This is a genomic window from Plantactinospora sp. CA-294935, assembly GCF_050936445.1.
Classification (GTDB): Bacteria; Actinomycetota; Actinomycetes; order Mycobacteriales; family Micromonosporaceae; genus Plantactinospora.
The window spans coordinates 6,984,315-7,002,981 of the sequence record NZ_JBNJMU010000001.1 but is presented as its reverse complement, the minus strand read 5'-3'; the positions used below and the strand labels follow the sequence as shown (position 1 = coordinate 7,002,981).

Here is an 18,667-nt window from a genome sequence, read left to right as displayed (position 1 = left end):
GTCACGGCCAGCGGAGCCGCTGGTCGCCGGTACCGTCCCGGCGCGACCGGCCCGGCGCCACCCGCCGGTCCGCCATTGACCAGAGCGTGACCCGCCACAACGCCTCGCCGACGATCACCGGACTCATCTTGCTCGTCCCCCGCTCCCGCTCGGCGAACGTGATCGGCACCTCGACCGTACGCAGCCCGGCCCGGTGCGCCCGCCAGGAGAGCTCCACCTGGAACGAGTACCCCTGCGAGGCGACCGAGTCGAGGTCCAGCCGGGCCAGCGCCGGCACCCGGTACACCCGGTACCCGCCGGTCGCGTCGGACAGCGGCATCCCCAACGCCACCCGGGTGTAGAGGTTGCCGCCCCGGGACAGCAACTGCCGGTGCCACGGCCAGTTCACCACCTGACCGCCCGGCGTCCACCGGGACCCGATCACCACGTCCGCGTCCCGGGCCGCGTCCAGCAGCCGGGGCAGTTCCTCCGGGGCGTGCGAGCCGTCGGCGTCCATCTCCGCCACCGCGTCGTAGCCGTGCTCGGCCGCCCACCCGAACCCGGCCACGTACGCGGCACCCAGGCCCTGTTTGCCGGGCCGGTGCAGGACGTGCACGCGGGGATCCGCTTCCGCCATCCGGTCCGCGATCGCCCCGGTGCCGTCCGGACTGTTGTCGTCGACGACCAGGATCTCCACCGACGGCGCCACCCGGTGCACCCGGTCGACGATCACCCCGATGTTGTCGGCCTCGTTGTAGGTGGGCACCACCACCAGCACCCGGCCCACCCCCGGATAGCCGTCCCCGTCCGATCCGTTCGACTCGTTCACCGCTCCTCCGCATCCGCCGGGTCGCCGGCCGTCGCCGTACCGACCCCGGGAAGCGGACGCCGACGGGTCAGCGTCGCGGCGGCGAGCGCCGCCACAGCCATGGCCAGCAGCACCACCTCCGGCCACAGGCCGACCCGGGTGGCGACCGTACGGGCCTCCCCGAGGTGCATCTGCCGGGTCACCACCGCCCTGGTGTTGAACCCGGTCGCCCCGGTTACCCGCCCATCGGCCCCGACGAACCCGGAAACACCGACCGTCGACGCCATCAGCGCCTCCCGGCCGTGCTCCACCGCCCGCAGCCGCACCATCGCCAACTGCTGCTCGGCCTCCGCCACGTTGAACGTCGCGTTGTTGGTCTGCACGACCAGCACCTGCGCACCACCGGTCACGGTGTCCCGGACCACCTCGTCGTAGGCGACCTCGAAACAGATCACGTCGCCCAGCGTCACCCCGCCGACCCGCAGCACCCCCGGTTCGGTGCCGGCCACGAAGTCGTTGCGAACCCGGTCGACCTCCTTGCTGACCATCCGGGCGATGTCCCGCAGCGGCACGTACTCGGCGAAGGGCACCGGATGCCGCTTGACGTACATCTGCGACCCGTCCAGGCCGGTACCCGGCAGCCACACCAGCCCCGCGTTGCGCACCTGCCCCTCGTCCGGACCGAGCAGCACCGCGCCGACCAGGATCGGCGCGCCGATCGCGTTCGCCGCATCCGAGATGCGCCGCCCCGCCGACGCGTTGCGGGTCGGGTCGACGTCGCTGGAGTTCTCCGGCCACACCACCAGGTCGGGCCGCTCCGCCTCGCCCCGCGCGACCTGGCCGGCCAACTCGATGGTGGCGTCGACGTGGTTGTCCAGCACCGCCTGCCGCTGGGCGTTGAAGTCGAGCCCCATCCGGGGCACGTTGCCCTGCACGATCGCCACCCGGGCGGTATCCGAGCCGGCCCCGGCCAGCGGCACCAGCAGACCGCCCGCCACCAGGGCCGCCGCCCCGGCGACGAACCCGGCCCCGCGCAGCCAGCCGGCCACCGGGAGCCCCCGCCACGGCCGCCACACCGCCACCACCAGCAGCCCGCCGACCACCGCCACCGCGAAGGTGACCAGCGGGGCACCCCCGTACGCCGCCAGCCGCAGCATCGGCGAGTCACCCTGGCTGAACGCCAGCCGCCCCCACGGGAACCCGCCGAACGGGGTCCGGTCGCGCAACGCCTCCTGCGCCACCCACAGCACCCCGGTGACCAGCGGCCACGACCAGCGGAACCGGTCCACCAGCGGACCGGTGAACGCCAGCGCCAGCCCCAGCAGCCCCAGATAGGCCGCCTGCAACCCGGACAACAGCAGCCACGGCACGTTACCGGTGTAGAGATTCGTCCAGCTCAGCATCGGCAGGAACAGCGCCAGCCCGGCCAGGGCGCCGAGCCCGAACCCGGCCGGCATCCGCCGCCGGTGCACCGCCACCGACAGCAGCGCCACCCCGACCGGCGCCAGCCACCACACCCCGTACGGCGGGAACGCCAGCAGCAGCACCAGCCCGGCGCCGAGCGCGGCCGGCAGCGCCAGCCACCGCGGCAGGGGTCTTCCGGCCGGCTCGGCGGGCCGGTCCCCGCTCTCGGCAGTCTCGGTCGGCTCGGCCGTCACCACTGTCACGCGCGCCTCACGTCTTCTCGAACGCCACCGGCCCCGGCGCCGGTGAGACCACCTGCCGAAGGCTACCGGCCCGGCCACCCGGACCGGCAGCCGCGACGCTCCCGGATCGAATCCCGACGGCGTGAACCCACCGAACCAGTCGAAAGGCCGCCCGGACCGGGTGCCGGCGTGGCAGCGACAGCGGCCGGCACCAGCCGAAAGGCGACAGCGGCCGACGCACCGGAACGAAAATCGGGGCGCGGCCGACAAGCCGCGCCCCGATGCTCCCAGGCCCTCCCCGGCCGGTGCGGTAGGGCATTGCCACACGACCTTCGGACCGACCGGACGTGAACTGGCTGTTCCCGTCAGGCCGTTGTCTACTGGCCGCCTGCACCACCCTGCCCGAGCACCGGTAACCGCAGCCGGTTCGCGCCGCCCCGCCGACCCCCGCCCGCTGGACCTGGCCGTTGCGACGACACGAACACATGTCGCTCGGCCAGCGGACGAAGGGACGAAGCGAACAACAGCCGCTTCCCGTTGTAGGACTCAAAGACGGTACGTGGTACCCCCCAGGCACTGTCAACCGCCCCCGGCCAGTCGTCCGGTTCGGGCGGCGTGTCGGGATCCGCCGCGCCGCGCCGCCCCCGGTTCGTCTCCCGTTCGCCCGCCGGACACCGCCCGGTAGCCGGTGAGCCGGCCCGTCGGACACCGCCCGGTAGCCGACTCAGCTAGCCGACTCAGCCGGCCAGCAGGTGCCGGTGCAGCAGCCCGGCCGCCGCCACCGGATGCGGCTGCGCCAACAGTCCGGCCGCCGCCAGCACGTACGTGACGTCGACCACCGTACGGGCCGACCGGGGCAGCGGCCAGCCGCCGGCATGATCGGTCGACACCCCGTCGAGCAGCCCGGCCGCGACCACCGGACCGGCGTGCCGGAACACCCCGCCGGAGCCGACCAGCAGCCGGACGTCCCGCAGGTCCCGCCCCGGCTGCCCGGCCGCACCCCCGCCCCGGGCGTGCCGGCGTACCGCCACCACGGCGGCCAGGGCCGCGATCCGCCGCTCGGCCGCCCGCTCCCCCGCCGTCGCCACCAACCGGCCCGGTTCGGCCGCCAGCGTCGCCGCCACCGCCGCCAACGGGCCCTCCTCGCCCGGGGACAGCAGCCGCTCCGCCACCGCCGCGCGCACCACCCCGGGCGCGCTCCACCGCATCCCCAGATCACCCTCGACGGTCCGGGCCCGCCACAGCGTCCCGGCCGCCGGCCGCCCCGGACCACCGGCCCGCTCGTCCGGCACCAGCACCGAGTACACGTCGGTGGTGGCCCCGCCGACATCGACCACCAGCAGATCACCGCCGAGCCGGTCGGCGAGCGACTCCACCCCGGTCAACACCGCGTCCGGGGTCGCCGCCCGGACCAGCCGGGCGAACCGGCCGCCCCGGGAGAGCCGCTTACCGCCGATCACGTGCCGCAGGAACACCTCCCGGATCGCCGCCCGGGCCGGCCCGGCCGCCAGTACCCCGATCGACGGCAGCACGTTGCCGGCCACCGTCACCGGCACGCCGCGCCCGGCCAGCAGATCCCGGACCGCCGGAGCCGCCACCGCGTTGCCGGCCACCACCACCGGCACCCGAAAGCGCGCCCGGGCCAGCCGCCCGGCGTTCGCGGACAGCACCTCCGCGTCACCGCCGTCAGTCCCACCGACCAGCAGCAGCACGTCCGGCCGGGCCGCCCGCAACGCCGCCAAACCCGCCCCGTCGAGCCGACCCGCTCCGACGTGCACCACCCGGGCGCCGGCCGACAACCCGACCTGGTGCCCGGCCCGGGCCGTGATCAGCTCCTCGTAGCCGAGCACCGCCAGCCGCAGCCCGCCACCGGCCGACGAACAGACGTACCAGGGCGCCGATCCGGCCCCGGACAGCCCGGCGGTCGCCTCGGCCACCGCCGCGTCCAGCCCGTGCAGCACGTCGGTGCCGACCGTGGTCCGCACCGACGCCGAGGCCAGCAACGTGCCGTCGGCCAGATCCACCACCGCCACCTTCGTCCAGGTGGAGCCGACGTCGGCGCAGACCGCGTACGAGGTCACCGCTACCAGGGCCCGCCACCGGCCGGTACCGCCGGACCGGCCGGCGGGACCACCACCGTGCCGACGGCGGTCACCGCCACCAGTGGCGGATCGAGCACCTCGGCCGCCGACTCACCCCGTTCCGGCCGACCCCGGCACACCACCCGGCACTCGAACTCGCACGTCCGGCTGCGGCTGCCGACCCGGACCACCGTCGCCGCCACCTCCAGCACGTCCCCGGCCCGGATCGGCGCCTGGAACCGCACTTCCGCATAGCCGGCGAACAACCCCTCGTCGCCGTCGGTCCGGATGCACACCTCGGTCGCCACGTCACCGAACAAACCCAGCGCGTACGCCCCGTCCACCAGGTTGCCGGCATAGTGCGCGTGCGAGTACGGCACGTACCGGCGGTGCAGCACCGTCAGCCCCAGCCGTGGATCCGCCGCCCCGTCGGTCATCCGCCCACCCCTTCCACTCCCCGACCCGGTGACCGATCCCGATCACCCGAGGTTGCCGTCGCGCCCGCCGCCGCCCGCTCCGGGCCGCCGGCCACCAGCCGGTGCACCAGATAGCTGGCCACCTCGCCCGGCGTGGTACCCCGGCCGAAGATCCGGTCCACGCCCAGTTCCCCGGTCATCAACTCGTCGAACCGCGGACCGCCGACCACCAGCAGCGGACGCCGGCCCGCCGGCATCGCCTCCCGGAAGGCCGCCGACATCTCCCGGGTGTTGTGCAGGTGCGCGTCCCGCTGCGTCACCACCTGCGACACCAACACCGCGTCCGCCCGCTCCGCCCGGGCCGCCGCCACCAGGTCCGGCACGCTCACCTGGGCGCCCAGGTTCGTCACCCGCAACTCCCGGTAGTACTCCAGGCCCTTCTCCCCGGCGATCCCCTTCACGTTCAGGATCGCGTCGATCCCCACCGTGTGCGCGTCGGTGCCGATGCACGCACCGACCACCGACAGCTTGCGCCGTAGCCGCCGCCGGATCAGGGCGTTGACCTCCTTCGCCGACAACAGCGGATAGTCCCGCTCCACCACCCGCACCGCCGACAGGTCCACCAGATGGTTCACCCGGCCGTAGACGACGAAGAAGGTGAACCCGTCACCCATCTGCCGGGCATGCACCAGCATCGCCGGGTCCAGCCCCATCTTCGCCGCCAGTTGTAGCGCCGCCCCCTCAGCCCGCTTGTCGTGCGGCACCGGCAGGGTGAACGACACCTGCACCATCCCGTCCCCGGTGGCGTCCCCGTACGGCCGCACCACCGGACCGCCGCTCACGATCCCGCCTCCAGCAGCTCCGTCGCCGGGTTGTAGTAGTCGTCCGCGTGCGCCGCCACCCCGTCCAGCCCCCGACCCCGGTCCGCCGGCCGCTTCGTGATCCCGAACGTGCCGTCCGCGATCGCCGGCAACAGCCCGCCGTCGGCGATCCGCTCCAGCAACGCCACCGCCTCGGCCAGCACCGTCGCCGCCCGCCGCTGGATGAACCCGCCCGGCGCCGGCACGAAATCCTCGTGCAGCCCGCCGGCCGCGCCCAACACGTACCGGACGTTCTGCAGGGCGATGTCCCGGTCCGACAGCCACGGCGTCACCACCGCCTCGGTCATCATCCCGACCAGCAGAATGCTCTGCCCGGTCATCGCACCGACCAGGTTGAAGAAGCCGTCCAGCAGATTCCCCCGGAACACGTCCCCGGTCATGTGCCGGGTCGGCGGCATCCACTTCAGCGGCGCGTCCGGGAACAACTCCCGGGCCAGCAGCGCGTGCGCCAACTCCAGCCGGAACGACTCCGGCAGATCCGGGTCGATCTCGAACGCGTGCCCCAGCCCCAACTGCGCGTCCGGCAACCCCGCCTCGTGCGCGAAGTACTCGTTGAGCAGTTGCGACACCGTCACCGTGTGCGCCTCGTCGACCGCGTCCGCCGTGGTCAGGTAGTTGTCCTCACCGGTGTTGATGACGATCCCGGCCCGGGCGTGCACCTGCCGGGAGAACCGCTGGTCCACGAAGGTCCGCACCGGATTGATGTCCCGGAACAGGATCCCGTACATCGAGTCGTTGAGCATCATGTCCAGCCGCTCCAGCCCGGCCAGCACCGCCATCTCCGGCATGCACAACCCGGAGGCGTAGTTGGTCAGCCGCACGTACCGGCCCAGCTCCTTCGAGGACTCGTCCAGCGCCGCCCGCATCAGCCGGAAGTTCTCCTGCGTCGCGTACGTGCCGGCGAAGCCCTCCCGGGTCGCCCCCTCCGGCACGTAGTCCAGCAGCGACTGCCCCGTCGACCGGATCACCGCGATGACGTCCGCCCCGGCACGGGCCGCCGCCTGCGCCTGCGGAATGTCCTCGTAGATGTCACCGGTCGCCACGATCAGATAGATCCACGGCCGGCGACCGCCCTGGCTCGGCGCGTCTGGCGCCGCGCCGCGACCCGGAGCGATAGGTCCCGGATCGCCGTGCCGGCGTACCATCCGGTCCCGCTCCGCCCGGCGGCGGTCGATCCGGCGCAGCCCGGCGCCGACCGACCGCCGCGCCGCCGCCCGGGCCGACCTCGCCGCCCGGCCCGCCGGCACCTCGAACCGGACCGACCCGGCCGCCGCCTTCTGGGCCAGCAGCGTCACCGCCGCCCCGACGTCCGAACCGGCCGGCGCCGGACCCAGCTCGCGCCGCACCGCGTCGAAGACCGGCACCGCCACCCCGTGCGCCAGCCCCACGTCCGCGACCACCGCGTCGACCAGCCGGTTCACCCACGGAATCCCGTCCGGATCCGCGCCGGTCACCCCGGCCAGCCGCAACACCGCCCGTTCCACCGACACGGTCGTGTGCCCCCGGGCCAACTCCACCACCGGCCGCCCCGCCCGCCGGGCCAACTCCCGGGCCCGGCCGACCAGTGCCGGATCCAGCGCCAGCTTGCCGCCCGCCCCACTACCCGGCGCCATCGGCGACCCTCCACCGTTCCGTCACGACGCGTCCTCCCCGTCGTAGATCACCGAACCGCGCAGCACCGTCCGGCGGCACGTCGGCAGCGGCGTCGGATCGTCCGGCCCACGCTCCTCCGGGCTCGCCGACACCAGCACCGGCAGTCCACCGTCCACCCCGGCCGGCACCGACCAGACCGCGAACGTCGCCGCCGCCCCGGGCACCAGCACACCCTCGGTCAGCCGCGGATCCCGGCCACCCGCACCCGCCGGCACCGCCCGCCAGCCACCCCGGGTGTGCGCCGCGAACGCCGCCCGCACGCCCATCCGCTGCGCCGGGTTGAAGTGCGCCACCGCCGCCCGCACCGAACCCCACGGATCCAGCGGCGTCACCGGCGAATCCGAACCGAACGCCAGCGTCACCCCGACCCCGTGCATCGCACCCATCGGATTCGACTCCAGCGACCGCCGCACACCCAGCCGCGACGCGTACATCCGCCGCTCGCCGCCCCACAACCGGTCGAACGCCGGCTGCATGCTCGCCACGATCCCGTACTCGACGAAGCCGGCGATCAGCCGCTTGCTCATGATCTCGGCATGCTCGACCCGGTGCCGGGCCGCCCGCAACCGCTCCACCCCGAGCACCTGCGCCGCACCGGCGAACCCGGACAGCACCGTGTCGATCGCCGCGTCCCCGATCGCGTGGAAGCCGCCCTGCACCCCGTGCGCCGCACAGTCCAGCAGATGGTCCCGCACCTGCTCCGCCGTCAGGTAGCCGTGCCCGCACGCCCCCGGCTCACCGTCGTCGTACGGCACCGACAGGTGCGCCGTACGCGCCCCCAGCGCCCCGTCCGCGAACAGGTCCCCACCGGCACCGACCGCACCCAGCTCCCGGGCCCGCCGCGCACCCATCAGCTCGCCCCAGTAGCCGTACACCTCCGGACCGTCGACACCGGAGAGCGACAGCAGCCCGGTGAAGTCCGCCTCACCGGCAATATCCGGACCGCCGCACTCGTGCACCGCCGCGATCCCCAACGACGCCGCCCGGCGCAACGCCAGCCGCTGCGCCTCCCGGCGCTGGGCCTCGGTCACCGAACCCAACGCCAACTCCCGCACCACGTGGTGGGCATCCCGGCGCAGCCACCCGGCCGGGTCGTAGCCGGGAACCCCGGCCACCTCCGGCACCGCCGCCAACAGCGCCGACGAGCAGAGCGCGGAATGGATCGACGCCTGGGACAGGTACACCCGCCGGCCACCGGCCGCCCGGTCCAGCTCCGCCGCCTCCGGCATCCGCCGGTCCGACCAGCCCGACTCGTCCCAGCCGTGCCCCAGCACCACCGCGTCGGCCGGCAACTCCGCCGCGAACCCGGCGACCGCCGCGCAGACGTCCGCGGCCGACCGCGCCCCGGACAGGTCCAGCCCGGCCAGCGCCAGCCCGGTGTCGGTGGCGTGCACGTGCGCGTCCACGAACGCCGGGGTCACCAGCCCGCCGTCGAGGTCCACCACCCGGTCGGCGGCCGGGGCGTCGGCGTCGGCACCGAGCCAGTCGATCCGGCCGTCCCGGACCAGCAGTGCGGTGGCCTGCGGATCGGCCGGACAGTACAACCGGCCGCCACGGTAGAGAGTCGAGGGGTTCGTCATGACATCAGTCTGCCGCGAGCCGGTCCGTGAACAGCGCGCGCACTCCGGGCACCGTACGCAGCAGCGACAGCGCGTACTCGGCGTGCCCCGGCACGTAGCCGTTGCCGATCAGCATCGTCACGTCGGCTGCCAGCCCCTCCGCGCCGAGCGCCGCCGAGGCGAAACTCGTGGCCATCGAGAAGAAGATCACCGTCCCGCCGTCGGCGGTGGCCAGGATCGCACCGTGCTCACAACCGGGCACGTCGACACAGACCACCGTGACGTCCGCCGGCCCGCCCAACGCGGCCGTCACGGCCGCCGCCAACCCCACCGGGTCCCGGGCGTCGGCGAGTACCACCTCGTCGGCGAGCCCGGCGGCGACCAGCCGGTCCCGCTCGGCCGGCACCGGCACCACCCCGACGGTCCGGCCGGCGCCCGCCTGCCGGGCGGCGGCCAGCGCCAGCGAGCCGCTCTTGCCGGCCCCGCCGAGCACCGCCACCCGGGACGCCGGGTAGCCGCGCACCGTGCGGGAGGTCAGCGCCGGCGCACCGCAGACATCGAAGACCGCCAGGCTCAGCCGGGGGTCGAGGTCCTCCGGAAGTACGGCCACGATCGACCGGGCGAACAGGATCGCGTGCCCGGTGCACGGCACCTGCTCGGAGCGGCCGTCCCAGCCGGCGAGCCCGTCGGCGACCGCCAGCGGGGTCAGGGTCAGCGAGACCAGCGTCGCCACCCGGTCACCGGGCCTGACCGGCAGCGGCGACTCCGGACCGACCTCGGCGACCGTGCCGACCAGCATCCCGCCGGACCCGGTGACCGGATTGTGCATCTTGCCGCGCTCACGGATGATCTCCAGCACCTCGGCCCGGACCGCCGCCCCGTCCCCGCCGTGCTTCTCCGACAACTGCCGGAAACTCGCCGCGTCCAGGTTCAGCCGCTCCACCCGGATCCGGACCTCGTCGGCGGCGATCTCGCCCCGGGCGTCCAGCCGGTACGCCGCCTGCGGCAACACCCCGGCCGGCTCCCGCACCCGGTGCAACCCGACCGCGGACGTGACCGCCGCACCTCCCGGCGTCGTTCCCACCGCTGCCTCCTCCCGACGGCCCGTCCGACGGGGCATCAGCCCTCAAAGCCCGCCATGAACAGGAAAACTTACGGCAGGATATTTCCTAGGCGGGAAATCTTCCAGTAGCGTTCGAGGTCCAGGCCGCTCCGAGGCTTACCGGCACCCGAAACTGGAGGAGGCGCCGTGACCCAGGTCGAACCGGCAACCGCCGTGCTCGCCCCCCGCAACCCCAGCGGTCCGGCGCACCCCGGCCCGGCCGAGGCGCCCAGCACCGGCCAGCCGTACGAATACCGCCGCCGCGCCCTGGTCGAACCCGACTGGACCCGCTTCCCCGGCTGGCGACAGGTGAGCCGGGAGCAGTGGGAATCCGCCCAGTGGCAGCGCGCCAACTGCGTCAAGAACGTCAAGCAGCTCCGCGCCGTGCTCGGCGAGGCCGTCGACGACAACTGCTACGCCGACCTCACCGCCGACCAGGACACCCGGGCCACCATGTCCATGCTGGTCCCGCCCCAGATGCTCAACACGATGGTGCCGGACGGCCCGATCGACACCGACGCCTTCCGCGCCGACCCGATCCGTCGCTACATGCTGCCGCTCGCCACCGACCGGCGCACCGACTTTCCCTCCCACCCGTACGCCACCCGCGACTCCCTGCACGAACATGACATGTGGGTCGCCGAGGGTCTCACCCACCGCTACCCCACCAAGGTCCTCGCCGAACTGCTCTCCACCTGCCCCCAGTACTGCGGGCACTGCACCCGGATGGACCTGGTCGGCAACTCCACCCCGACCGTCGACAAGCTGCGGCTGCGCCTCAAGCCCGTCGACCGGTACGACGCGCACATCGACTACCTGCGCGCCCACCCCGGCGTCCGGGACGTGGTGGTCTCCGGCGGTGACGTCGCCAACGTGCCGTGGCGCAACCTCGAGTCGTACCTGATGCGGCTACTGGGGATCGAGACGATCCGGGACATCCGGCTCGCCACCAAGGCACTCGCCGGACTCCCCCAGCACTGGCTCCAGCCCGAGGTGGTGGAGGGACTCGAACGGGTCGCCCGGACCGCCGCCCGGCGCGGCGTCAACCTCGCCATCCACACCCACGTGAACCACGCCCAGTCGCTCACCCCGCTGGTCGCCCGGGCCGCCCAGACCGCGCTGGAGGTCGGTGTCCGCGACGTACGCAACCAGGGAGTGCTGATGCGCGGCGTCAACGCGACCACCGGCGACCTGCTCGACCTCTGCTTCGCGCTTCAGGGGGAAGCGGGAATCCTGCCGTACTACTTCTACATGTGCGACATGATCCCGAACGCCGAACACTGGCGGGTACCGGTCTGGCACGCCCAGGCGCTCCAGCACGACATGATGGGCTACCTGCCCGGCTACGCCACCCCACGGATCGTCTGCGACGTGCCCTTCGTGGGCAAGCGCTGGGTGCACATGGTCACCGAGTACGACCGCGAACGCGGCATCTCGTACTGGACCAAAAACTACCGTACGTCGATCGAGTCGGACGACCTCACCGCCCTGGACCGGCGGTACGCCTACTACGACCCGATCGACACCCTGCCCGAGGCCGGCCGGGCCTGGTGGGCCCGGCACGGCTCTCAGGCCGGTCACTGAACCTTTCGCAACCTGGACAGCGCGACGCGTACGCCCCGACTTCCACCCACGGCCGCCAGGGACCGCAAGCAGGGTTGACGAAGGTTCACTGAGCACGGGCGATCGTCAACGGTCGAACGCCTGCTTGGCGTCGCGGCCGGCTTCCTTCACGTTGGAGCCGGCCTGCTTCGCCTTGGCCTGCATCTGCTCGGAGGCGCCCTCGCCACGCATCTGCTCGTTGTTGCTCCGGTCGCCCATCCGTTCCTTGGCGGCGCCCTTCAGCTCCTCCGCCTTGTTGCGCATCTTGTCCATGGCACTCATGTCGCACTCCTCACCTCGATGGCTCCGCTCACGGCGGCTGGCCCGCAAGTGAGTTGCCCGACGAGGGTGTAATGAAACCTGCCTAATCGCCGCAAAGGCCTTAGAAGCGCTCAAAGGTTACAGGCCCCTCCCTGTAGGCGTGTGCTTCAGTGTTGCCGTGCGGTGCGTGCCACCTCGCGTAAGGCATCCTAGGATGCTAGGTCAAGGCTGGATTTGGCCGAGGTGGTTGACTGGAGGGATGGCCGAGATCATCCTCATCCGCCACGGCGAGACCACCTGGAGTGCCAGTCACCGGCACACCTCGTACACCGACCTGGAACTGACCCCGGACGGCGAGCGGCAGGCCCGGGAGGTAGCCGCCGAACTCGGCGAGCGGACCTTCGCCGCCGTGCTCTCCAGCCCCCGGCGGCGGGCACTGCGCACCGCCGAACTCGCCGGACTGCGCGTGACCGAGGTCGACGACGATCTCAGCGAGTGGAACTACGGGGAGTACGAGGGGCTGACCACCGACGAGATCCGACGGGAACGCCCGGACTGGGTGCTCTGGACCGACGGCTGCCCCGGCGGTGAGTCCCCGGACCGGGTCGGTGCCCGGCTGGACCGGGTACTGGCCCGGGCGACGGCACTGCTCGACACCGGTGACGTGGCCCTGGTGGCGCACGGGCACAGCCTGCGGGTGGCCGGGGCGCGCTGGATCGGGCTACCGGCCAGCGGCGGCGGACGGCTGCGCCTGGACACCGGCACGCTCTCCACGCTCGGCTACGAGCACGGCCGACCGGTCATCCTGCGGTGGAACTCGCCGGGTCGGGCGGTAGCGCCCGCAGCCGAGCCGTCCCCGGCTCCGAACTGAGCTTCGACTCCGCCGGCAGCTTCGGCGGGCGGCTCTCGTACGGGATGGAGAGCACCACGGTGGTCCTGGTGGTGACGTTCGCGGCGGTACGGATCTCCTGGAGCACCCGCTCCAGGTCCACCGGACTGGCCACCCGGACCAGCAGCAGGTAGAAGTCCTCCCCCGCCACCGAGTAGCACGAGTCGATCTCCGGCAGGTGGGCCAGCCGGTCCGGTGCGTCGTCCGGCTGCGACGGATCCAGTGGCCGGATCGCCACGAACGCGCTCAACGGCAGGTCGATCGCCTCGAACGCGATACGCGCCGCGTACCCCTTGATCACACCACGCTGCTCCAGCCGGCGGACCCGCTGGTGCACCGCGGACACCGACAGCCCCACCCGCTCGGCCAGGTCCGTGTACGACAGCCGGCCGTCGGCGGCCAGAGCCGCCACGATGGCCCGATCGGTCTCCTCCACGGCGTGCAACCTACCGGTAAAGGATGGTCCGGACGACGTCGAACCGGCCGCGTCGCCGCCGCACGTTATCAGGTCGATAGCTGCGGGCGGCCCCGGCGTCGGCCGGCGGGCCCGGCCGGCGGGCCACGGAAGGCTCGGGTCGGCGGGCCAGGACCACTGCGGTCAGCGGGTCAGCGAGCGGGCTATCACCAGTCGTTGGATCTGGTTGGTCCCCTCGACGATCTGCAACACCTTCGCCTCCCGCATGTACCGCTCGACCGGATGGTCCGCCACGTAGCCGGCGCCGCCGAGCACCTGCACCGCGTCGGTGGTGACCCGCATCGCGGTGTCGGTGGCGAAGAGCTTCGCCTTGGCCGCCTCGGTCGAGTACGGCCGCCCCGCGTCCCGCAGCCGGGCCGCGGCCAGGGTCAGCGCCCGGGCCGCCGACACCTGGGTCGCCAGGTCGGCCAGGAGGAAGCCCAGCCCCTGGAAGTCGATGATCGGCTGGCCGAACTGTTTCCGCTGCCGGGCGTAGCCGACCGCGTAGTCCAGCGCCGCCTGGGCCAGCCCGACGGCGCAGGCGGCGATGCCCAGCCGGCCGCTGTCCAGCGCCGACAGTGCGATCCGGAACCCCTCCCCCTCGGCACCGACCAGCCGGTCGGCCGGGACCCGGGCGTCGTCGAAGGCGATCTGCGCGATCGGCGACGAGCGCAGCCCCATGGTGCGTTCCGGGGTCTGCGGGACGATTCCGGCGGTGCCGGCGTCGGCGAGCAGGCAGGAGATGCCCCGGGCGCCGGGACCGCCGGTACGGCAGAAGATGTTGTAGAAGTCGGCGTTGCCGGCGTGCGTGATCCAGGCCTTGGTGCCCGAGACGAGGTAGTCGTCGCCGTCCCGCCTGGCCCGGGTGGTCAGGGCGGCCGCGTCCGAGCCGCCCTGCGGCTCGGAGAGACAGTACGCACCCAGCAACTCGCCGCCGATCATGTCCGGCAGCAGCTTGCGTACCTGTTCGCCGCCGTAGGTGGCCACCGGGTAGCAGGACAGGGTGTGCACGCTGACCGCCTCGGCCACCGCCAGCCAGCGGCTGGCCAGGATCTCCAGCACCTGGAGGTAGACCTCGTACGGCTGCGCCGCGCCGCCGTACTCCTCGGGGTACGGCAGGCCGAGCAGTCCGGCCCGGCCGAGGGTACGCAGCAGCTCGCGGGGAAACACGCCACGCCGCTCGAAGTCGGCCACCCGGGGCGCGAGTTCCCGGTCGGCGAGTTCGGTGACGAGGTCGAGCAGCTCGTACGCCTCGTCGGTGGGCAGGATCCGGTCGACCGTCATAGTCGCACCAACTCCCGGGAGATCGTGTTGAGCCGCTCCACCCCGTCCGGGGTGCAGACCACGATGTCCTCGATCCGGGCGCCGTGCCGGCCGGACAGGTAGATCCCCGGCTCGACGGAGAACGCCATCCCCGGCTCCAGCGGCAGCTCGTTGCCGGCGACCAGGTACGGGTCCTCGTGCCCGTCCAGCCCGATCCCGTGCCCGGTGCGGTGCAGGAAGGCGGCGCCGTAGCCGGCGTCCGCGATGACCTCGCGGGCGACCGAGTCGACCGCCGCCGCGCTGACCCCGGGTCGTACCGCGCCGACCGCGGCCCGCTGGGCGGCGTGCAGCACCTGGTAGTAGTCGGTGAACTGGGGTGGCGGGGTGCCGACCACGTAGCAGCGGGTGGAGTCCGAGCAGTACCCGGACGGCATGGTCCCGCCGATGTCGACGACCACCGGTTCGCCGACCCGGATCACCCGGTCGGAGGTGCCGTGGTGCGGACTGGCCCCGTTCGGGCCGGCGGCGACGATCGCGAAGTCGGCGGTGGCGTGGCCGGCCTCCCTGATCCCGACCGAGATGTCGGCGGCGACCTGCGCCTCGGTCCGGCCGGGGCGCAGCCACTCGGCCATCCGGCCGTGTACCGCGTCGATCGCGGCGCCGGCCTCCCGCAGCGCCGCCACCTCGGCCGGCGACTTGCGCAGCCGCAGCCCCCGCAACACCTCGCCGGCGAGCCGCTGTGCGGTGCCGGGCAGCGCGGCGCGCAGCGCGAGCACTTGCTCGGCCCACATCCGGTCGCCGAGCCCGACCGCACCGACGGGGCCGCCGAGGGCCCGCACCACCAGTGGGTACGGGTCGGTGCCGTCCGGATGGTCGACGATGCGTACGCCCGTGCGCGGCGCCGGTGACGCCTCGGCCGCCGGCCGCTCCAGGGTCGGTACGACGAGGGTGGGTGTACCGCTCGCCGGCAGCACCAGGCAGGTGAGCCGTTCGAGGGCGTGCGCGTGGTAGCCGGTCAGGTAGCGCAGGTCGGAGCCCGGCGGGATGAGCAGGGCGTCCAGGCCGGCTTCGGCAGTGGCTTGCTGGGCTGCCGCCAGCCGGTGCGGCGGATAGAGGTCTTCGTCACCCACCTCCTTAGCTTAACGGTCGTTCGGGCCTGATCGACCGGCGGGACAGTCCGGAAAACATCTCCGCCCGGCGCCCCGGAGCCCGCGTTCCGGCGAAGTCCCGGCGGAATGAGAGAAGGGGTCCGAGACCGACAAGCTGATGTGTCTTGACAAGAAAAGTTGTCGGTGGGAGGGTTCTCCTACGGCCGGCGCCAGGGGGAGCCGGGGACCAGATCTTCGACGCAGACCGAGGAGTCCGAGATGACCACCATGACCACCGCCCAGCCGATCACCCCGACCGTCACCGCCGCCGCCGGCAAGGGTCGGGTCCGCAGGCTCCGGCTCGGTGCCGTCGGCGCCGCAGTGCTGGTCAACAGCGTGATCTACCTGGCCGGGCGTGCCTTCGGCACCGACTTCGTGCTCACCGCCCCGGGCAACCCGGTGCCGCACCCGCTGATCGTGGCCGAGATCGCCGTCATCACCGCGGTGTTCGGGCTGCTGGGCTGGGGCACTCTGGCCCTGCTCGAACGCTTCACCCGCCGGGCCCGGCAGAGCTGGGCCGTCCTCGCCACCGTGGTCCTGGCGCTGTCCTTCGTGCCGCTCGGCATCGAGCTGGCCACCGTGGACACCAAGATCCTGCTGGGCGTGATGCACCTCGTGGTCGCCGCCGCGCTCTTCCCGCTGCTGCGCCAGACTCCGGTCCGGCGCTGAACCCACCGGCCCTGCCCCGGTCAACCGCAGCAGCGTGCGACACGAGAAGCGGCCCGGATCCGACGGCTGGTACGCCAGCGGTGGGATCCGGGCCGCTTCCGTCGCCGCACCGCGGCACCGTCGCCCCCGACCCGGTGGCGGAGCGTCTCCCGACCGGTCGGAGCGGGTGCCGTCGACCCGCCGTCGCGGGGCCTGCGACCGGAGCGGGCGGCGCTGTGCCAGGCTGTCCGGGTGAACGACAGCCCCCCCCTGCTCCTCATCGACGCACCGAGCCTCTACTTCCGGGCCTACTTCGGCATCCCGGAATCGGCCGCCAAGGCGCCGGACGGCAGCCCGGTCAACGCCGTCCGGGGCTTCCTGGACATGCTGGCGACACTGATCCGCACCCGCCGGCCCGACCGGCTGGTCTGCGCGCTGGACTACGACTGGCGCCCGGCCTGGCGGGTGGCGCTGCTGCCGTCGTACAAGGCGCACCGGGTGGCGCCGGAGGGCGGCGAGGTGGTGCCGGACACCCTCTCCCCACAGGTGCCGCTGATCCTCGAACTGCTGGCCGCGATCGGCATCCCGGCGATCGGGGTGGACGGCTACGAGGCCGACGACGTACTCGGCACGCTGGCCGCGACCTCGCCGGCACCGGTGGAGGTGGCCTCCGGCGACCGGGACCTGTTCCAGCTCATCGACGACAGCCGGCCGGTACGGCTGCTCTACTGCGGCCGGGGGGTGGCGAAACTGGAGGACTGCGACGACGCCGCCGTCCGGACCAAGTACGGCGTGCCGGCCGCCGGGTACGCCGACTTCGCCGCGCTGCGGGGCGACCCCAGCGACGGCCTGCCCGGGGTGGCCGGCGTCGGCGAGAAGACCGCCGCCCGGCTCGTCGACCGGTACGGCAGCCTGGACGGCATCCTCGCCGCGCTCGACGACCCGTCCTCCGGCTTCGCGCCGGGGCTGCGTACCAAGCTGAACGCCGCCCGGGACTACCTGGCCGTCGCGCCGACGGTGGTCCGGGTGGCCCTGGACGTGCCGCTACCGCCGTTGGATCCCACCCTGCCGGCGGCGCCGGCCGACCCCGACCGGCTGCTCGCGCTCGCCGAGCAGTGGAACCTCGCCGGCCCGTGCCGCCGGCTGGTCGACGCCCTCGCCGGCAACACCGTGCCCGCCTGAGGCGTCCCGCCGGTGGCCCGGTGCCGCCGATCCGGAGGTGCCGGCCGGTGTTGTCCGCCGGCGTGCCGTATGCCGGTGCCGTCTACCCGGGGTGTCGGGTGGGGCGGCCCGCCGAGGCGTGGAAGGTCAGAAGGGCTGACGGGTCTTGAAGCGCCGGCCCGGGCCGGCGGTCGGGGCGGAGCGCTCGGCCGCGCCCCCGGTGGCCTGCTCCGTGCCGCGCCGCTCGGCCGTCAGCCGCTCGGCGGCCAGCCGCTCGGCGGCCAGCCGCTCGGCGGCGCGGTCGGCCAGGTACGCCGAGGCGGCCCGGTCGTCCGCGGTGGGGGTGGCGAGCAGCGCGTAGAACAGCACGAACGCCACGAAGATGACGATCAGCATGATCGGCAGCAGCAGGCTCGCCCCACTGGCGCCGGTCGGTGCCGGGGCGGACGGCTGGGGGTGCACCGACATCGCCGCCATCCCGGTGTAGTGCATGCCGCTGACCGCTAACCCCATCACGAAAGCGGCGCCGGTCACCGCCCGGGTCCCGCGTACGTTGACGGCGAGCCAGAGCGCGGCGGTCGCGGCGACCACCGCGATCAGTACCGAGACCGCCACCAGCGAGATCTCGTAGTCGATCCGCCCGCGCATCCGCAACGCCGACATGCCCAGGTAGTGCATGGCGGCCACGCCGAGCCCGGCGAACAGCCCGCCGAGCAGGATCCGCGGCCAGGCGACCCGCCCGAACACCACCACGACCAAGCCGACCCCGACGGTGAGCACCGCGACCAGTGCGCTCGCCACCGTCATCGGCAGGTCGTACCGGATCGGGGTACCGGCGACGCTGAACCCGAGCATCGCGGTGAAGTGCATGGTCCAGATGGCCGTACCGCCGATCGCCCACGCGGCCAGCGCCAGCCACCAGATCCGGCGTCCCGGGGTGGTCGCCTCCCGGACCCGTACCGCACAGAGCAACCCCAGGAACGAGCCGAGGACGGCGAGACCGTAGCTCAGCACGGGCGTGACCCAGCCGTACTGGAAGTGGTGGATGGTGGCCATCTCGGTGATCTCCTCGCGCCGTCGCACGGCGGCTCCGCGCCCCCGGATGATGATCACTTG

16 protein-coding genes and 1 pseudogene are annotated in these 18,667 nt (G+C 73.4%); 4 read left to right on the top strand and 13 right to left on the bottom strand.

Translation table 11 applies throughout. From position 1 onward, the window contains the following. Position 1: 1 nt before the first annotated feature. The 8 genes and pseudogenes from ACQEVC_RS30740 to ACQEVC_RS30705 all read right to left on the bottom strand — a co-directional run bounded on the left by ACQEVC_RS30740 (position 2) and on the right by ACQEVC_RS30705 (position 10,035). Positions 2-808, bottom strand: coding sequence for a polyprenol monophosphomannose synthase (locus tag ACQEVC_RS30740; RefSeq protein ID WP_432884450.1), 807 nt, complete (start codon positions 806-808; stop codon positions 2-4). Next, positions 805-2,445 carry an apolipoprotein N-acyltransferase gene (lnt, locus tag ACQEVC_RS30735; protein ID WP_432891782.1) on the bottom strand — a complete coding sequence of 547 codons (1,641 nt, stop codon included), beginning with the start codon at positions 2,443-2,445 and terminating at the stop codon, positions 805-807. The genes ACQEVC_RS30740 and lnt overlap by 4 nt, the downstream gene beginning before the upstream one ends. A 725-nt stretch (positions 2,446-3,170) precedes the next feature. After that, positions 3,171-4,514, bottom strand: coding sequence for a glutamate mutase L (locus ACQEVC_RS30730; protein WP_432884447.1), 1,344 nt, complete (start codon positions 4,512-4,514; stop codon positions 3,171-3,173). A gap of 2 nt (positions 4,515-4,516) precedes the next feature. After that, entirely contained in the window at positions 4,517-4,951 is a 435-nt protein-coding gene (locus ACQEVC_RS30725) for a hotdog domain-containing protein (protein ID WP_432884445.1), read from the bottom strand. 92 nt (positions 4,952-5,043) lie between these two features. Further along, positions 5,044-5,772, bottom strand: a pseudogene (locus tag ACQEVC_RS30720) (OAM dimerization domain-containing protein); the annotation flags it as partial. Further along, a complete protein-coding gene (locus ACQEVC_RS30715; protein ID WP_432884443.1) occupies positions 5,769-7,424 on the bottom strand; it encodes a lysine 5,6-aminomutase subunit alpha in 1,656 nt (551 codons plus the stop codon). The pseudogene ACQEVC_RS30720 and the gene ACQEVC_RS30715, both read right to left, overlap by 4 nt. Before the next feature lie 21 nt (positions 7,425-7,445). Further along, entirely contained in the window at positions 7,446-9,044 is a 1,599-nt protein-coding gene (locus ACQEVC_RS30710; RefSeq protein WP_432884441.1) for an amidohydrolase, read from the bottom strand. A gap of 4 nt (positions 9,045-9,048) precedes the next feature. Beyond that, entirely contained in the window at positions 9,049-10,035 is a 987-nt protein-coding gene (locus tag ACQEVC_RS30705) for a zinc-binding alcohol dehydrogenase (protein WP_432891780.1), read from the bottom strand. 264 nt (positions 10,036-10,299) lie between these two features. On the opposite strand from ACQEVC_RS30705, the gene ACQEVC_RS30700 reads away from it, so the two are divergent. Further along, positions 10,300-11,709, top strand: coding sequence for a KamA family radical SAM protein (locus ACQEVC_RS30700; RefSeq protein WP_432891777.1), 1,410 nt, complete (start codon positions 10,300-10,302; stop codon positions 11,707-11,709). A gap of 105 nt (positions 11,710-11,814) precedes the next feature. On the opposite strand, the gene ACQEVC_RS30695 is transcribed toward ACQEVC_RS30700, so the two are convergent. Continuing rightward, the gene (locus tag ACQEVC_RS30695) at positions 11,815-12,009 is read right to left on the bottom strand and encodes a CsbD family protein (RefSeq protein ID WP_318397160.1); all 195 of its coding nucleotides are present in this window, start codon (positions 12,007-12,009) and stop codon (positions 11,815-11,817) included. Positions 12,010-12,247: 238 nt separating this feature from the next. On the opposite strand from ACQEVC_RS30695, the gene ACQEVC_RS30690 reads away from it, so the two are divergent. Further along, positions 12,248-12,859 (top strand): histidine phosphatase family protein, encoded by a 612-nt coding sequence (locus ACQEVC_RS30690; RefSeq protein WP_432884437.1) that lies wholly within the window; start codon positions 12,248-12,250, stop codon positions 12,857-12,859. Here ACQEVC_RS30690 and ACQEVC_RS30685 read toward each other — a convergent pair. From ACQEVC_RS30685 to ACQEVC_RS30675, 3 genes are all read right to left on the bottom strand, one after another. Then, on the bottom strand, positions 12,789-13,313 hold the full coding sequence (locus ACQEVC_RS30685; RefSeq protein WP_432884434.1) for an Lrp/AsnC family transcriptional regulator: 525 nt from the start codon (positions 13,311-13,313) through the stop codon (positions 12,789-12,791). The genes ACQEVC_RS30690 and ACQEVC_RS30685 overlap by 71 nt on opposite strands. A gap of 162 nt (positions 13,314-13,475) precedes the next feature. Next, complete coding sequence (locus ACQEVC_RS30680) at positions 13,476-14,615, bottom strand: acyl-CoA dehydrogenase family protein (RefSeq protein WP_432884431.1); 1,140 nt, start codon at positions 14,613-14,615, stop codon at positions 13,476-13,478. Next, positions 14,612-15,724 (bottom strand): M24 family metallopeptidase, encoded by a 1,113-nt coding sequence (locus ACQEVC_RS30675; RefSeq protein ID WP_432884428.1) that lies wholly within the window; start codon positions 15,722-15,724, stop codon positions 14,612-14,614. The genes ACQEVC_RS30680 and ACQEVC_RS30675 overlap by 4 nt, the downstream gene beginning before the upstream one ends. 237 nt (positions 15,725-15,961) lie before the next feature. On the opposite strand from ACQEVC_RS30675, the gene ACQEVC_RS30670 reads away from it, so the two are divergent. Both ACQEVC_RS30670 and ACQEVC_RS30665 read left to right on the top strand, forming a co-directional pair. Continuing rightward, on the top strand, positions 15,962-16,411 hold the full coding sequence (locus ACQEVC_RS30670; RefSeq protein WP_432884425.1) for a DUF6069 family protein: 450 nt from the start codon (positions 15,962-15,964) through the stop codon (positions 16,409-16,411). Positions 16,412-16,642: 231 nt separating this feature from the next. Next, positions 16,643-17,572, top strand: a complete 930-nt coding sequence (locus ACQEVC_RS30665) for a 5'-3' exonuclease (RefSeq protein ID WP_432884422.1) — start codon at positions 16,643-16,645, stop codon at positions 17,570-17,572. 126 nt (positions 17,573-17,698) lie between these two features. On the opposite strand, the gene ACQEVC_RS30660 is transcribed toward ACQEVC_RS30665, so the two are convergent. After that, positions 17,699-18,634, bottom strand: a complete 936-nt coding sequence (locus tag ACQEVC_RS30660) for an MHYT domain-containing protein (RefSeq protein ID WP_432884420.1) — start codon at positions 18,632-18,634, stop codon at positions 17,699-17,701. Positions 18,635-18,667: the final 33 nt, after the last annotated feature.

Coding starts and splice junctions, on each gene's coding strand:
- ACQEVC_RS30725 (WP_432884445.1), bottom strand. CDS start 4,951: ATGACCGACGGGGCGGCGGATCCACGGCTGGGGCTGACGGTGCTGCAC.
- ACQEVC_RS30715 (WP_432884443.1), bottom strand. CDS start 7,424: ATGGCGCCGGGTAGTGGGGCGGGCGGCAAGCTGGCGCTGGATCCGGCA.
- ACQEVC_RS30710 (WP_432884441.1), bottom strand. CDS start 9,044: ATGACGAACCCCTCGACTCTCTACCGTGGCGGCCGGTTGTACTGTCCG.
- ACQEVC_RS30695 (WP_318397160.1), bottom strand. CDS start 12,009: ATGAGTGCCATGGACAAGATGCGCAACAAGGCGGAGGAGCTGAAGGGC.
- ACQEVC_RS30690 (WP_432884437.1), top strand. CDS start 12,248: ATGGCCGAGATCATCCTCATCCGCCACGGCGAGACCACCTGGAGTGCC.
- ACQEVC_RS30680 (WP_432884431.1), bottom strand. CDS start 14,615: ATGACGGTCGACCGGATCCTGCCCACCGACGAGGCGTACGAGCTGCTC.
- ACQEVC_RS30670 (WP_432884425.1), top strand. CDS start 15,962: ATGACCACCATGACCACCGCCCAGCCGATCACCCCGACCGTCACCGCC.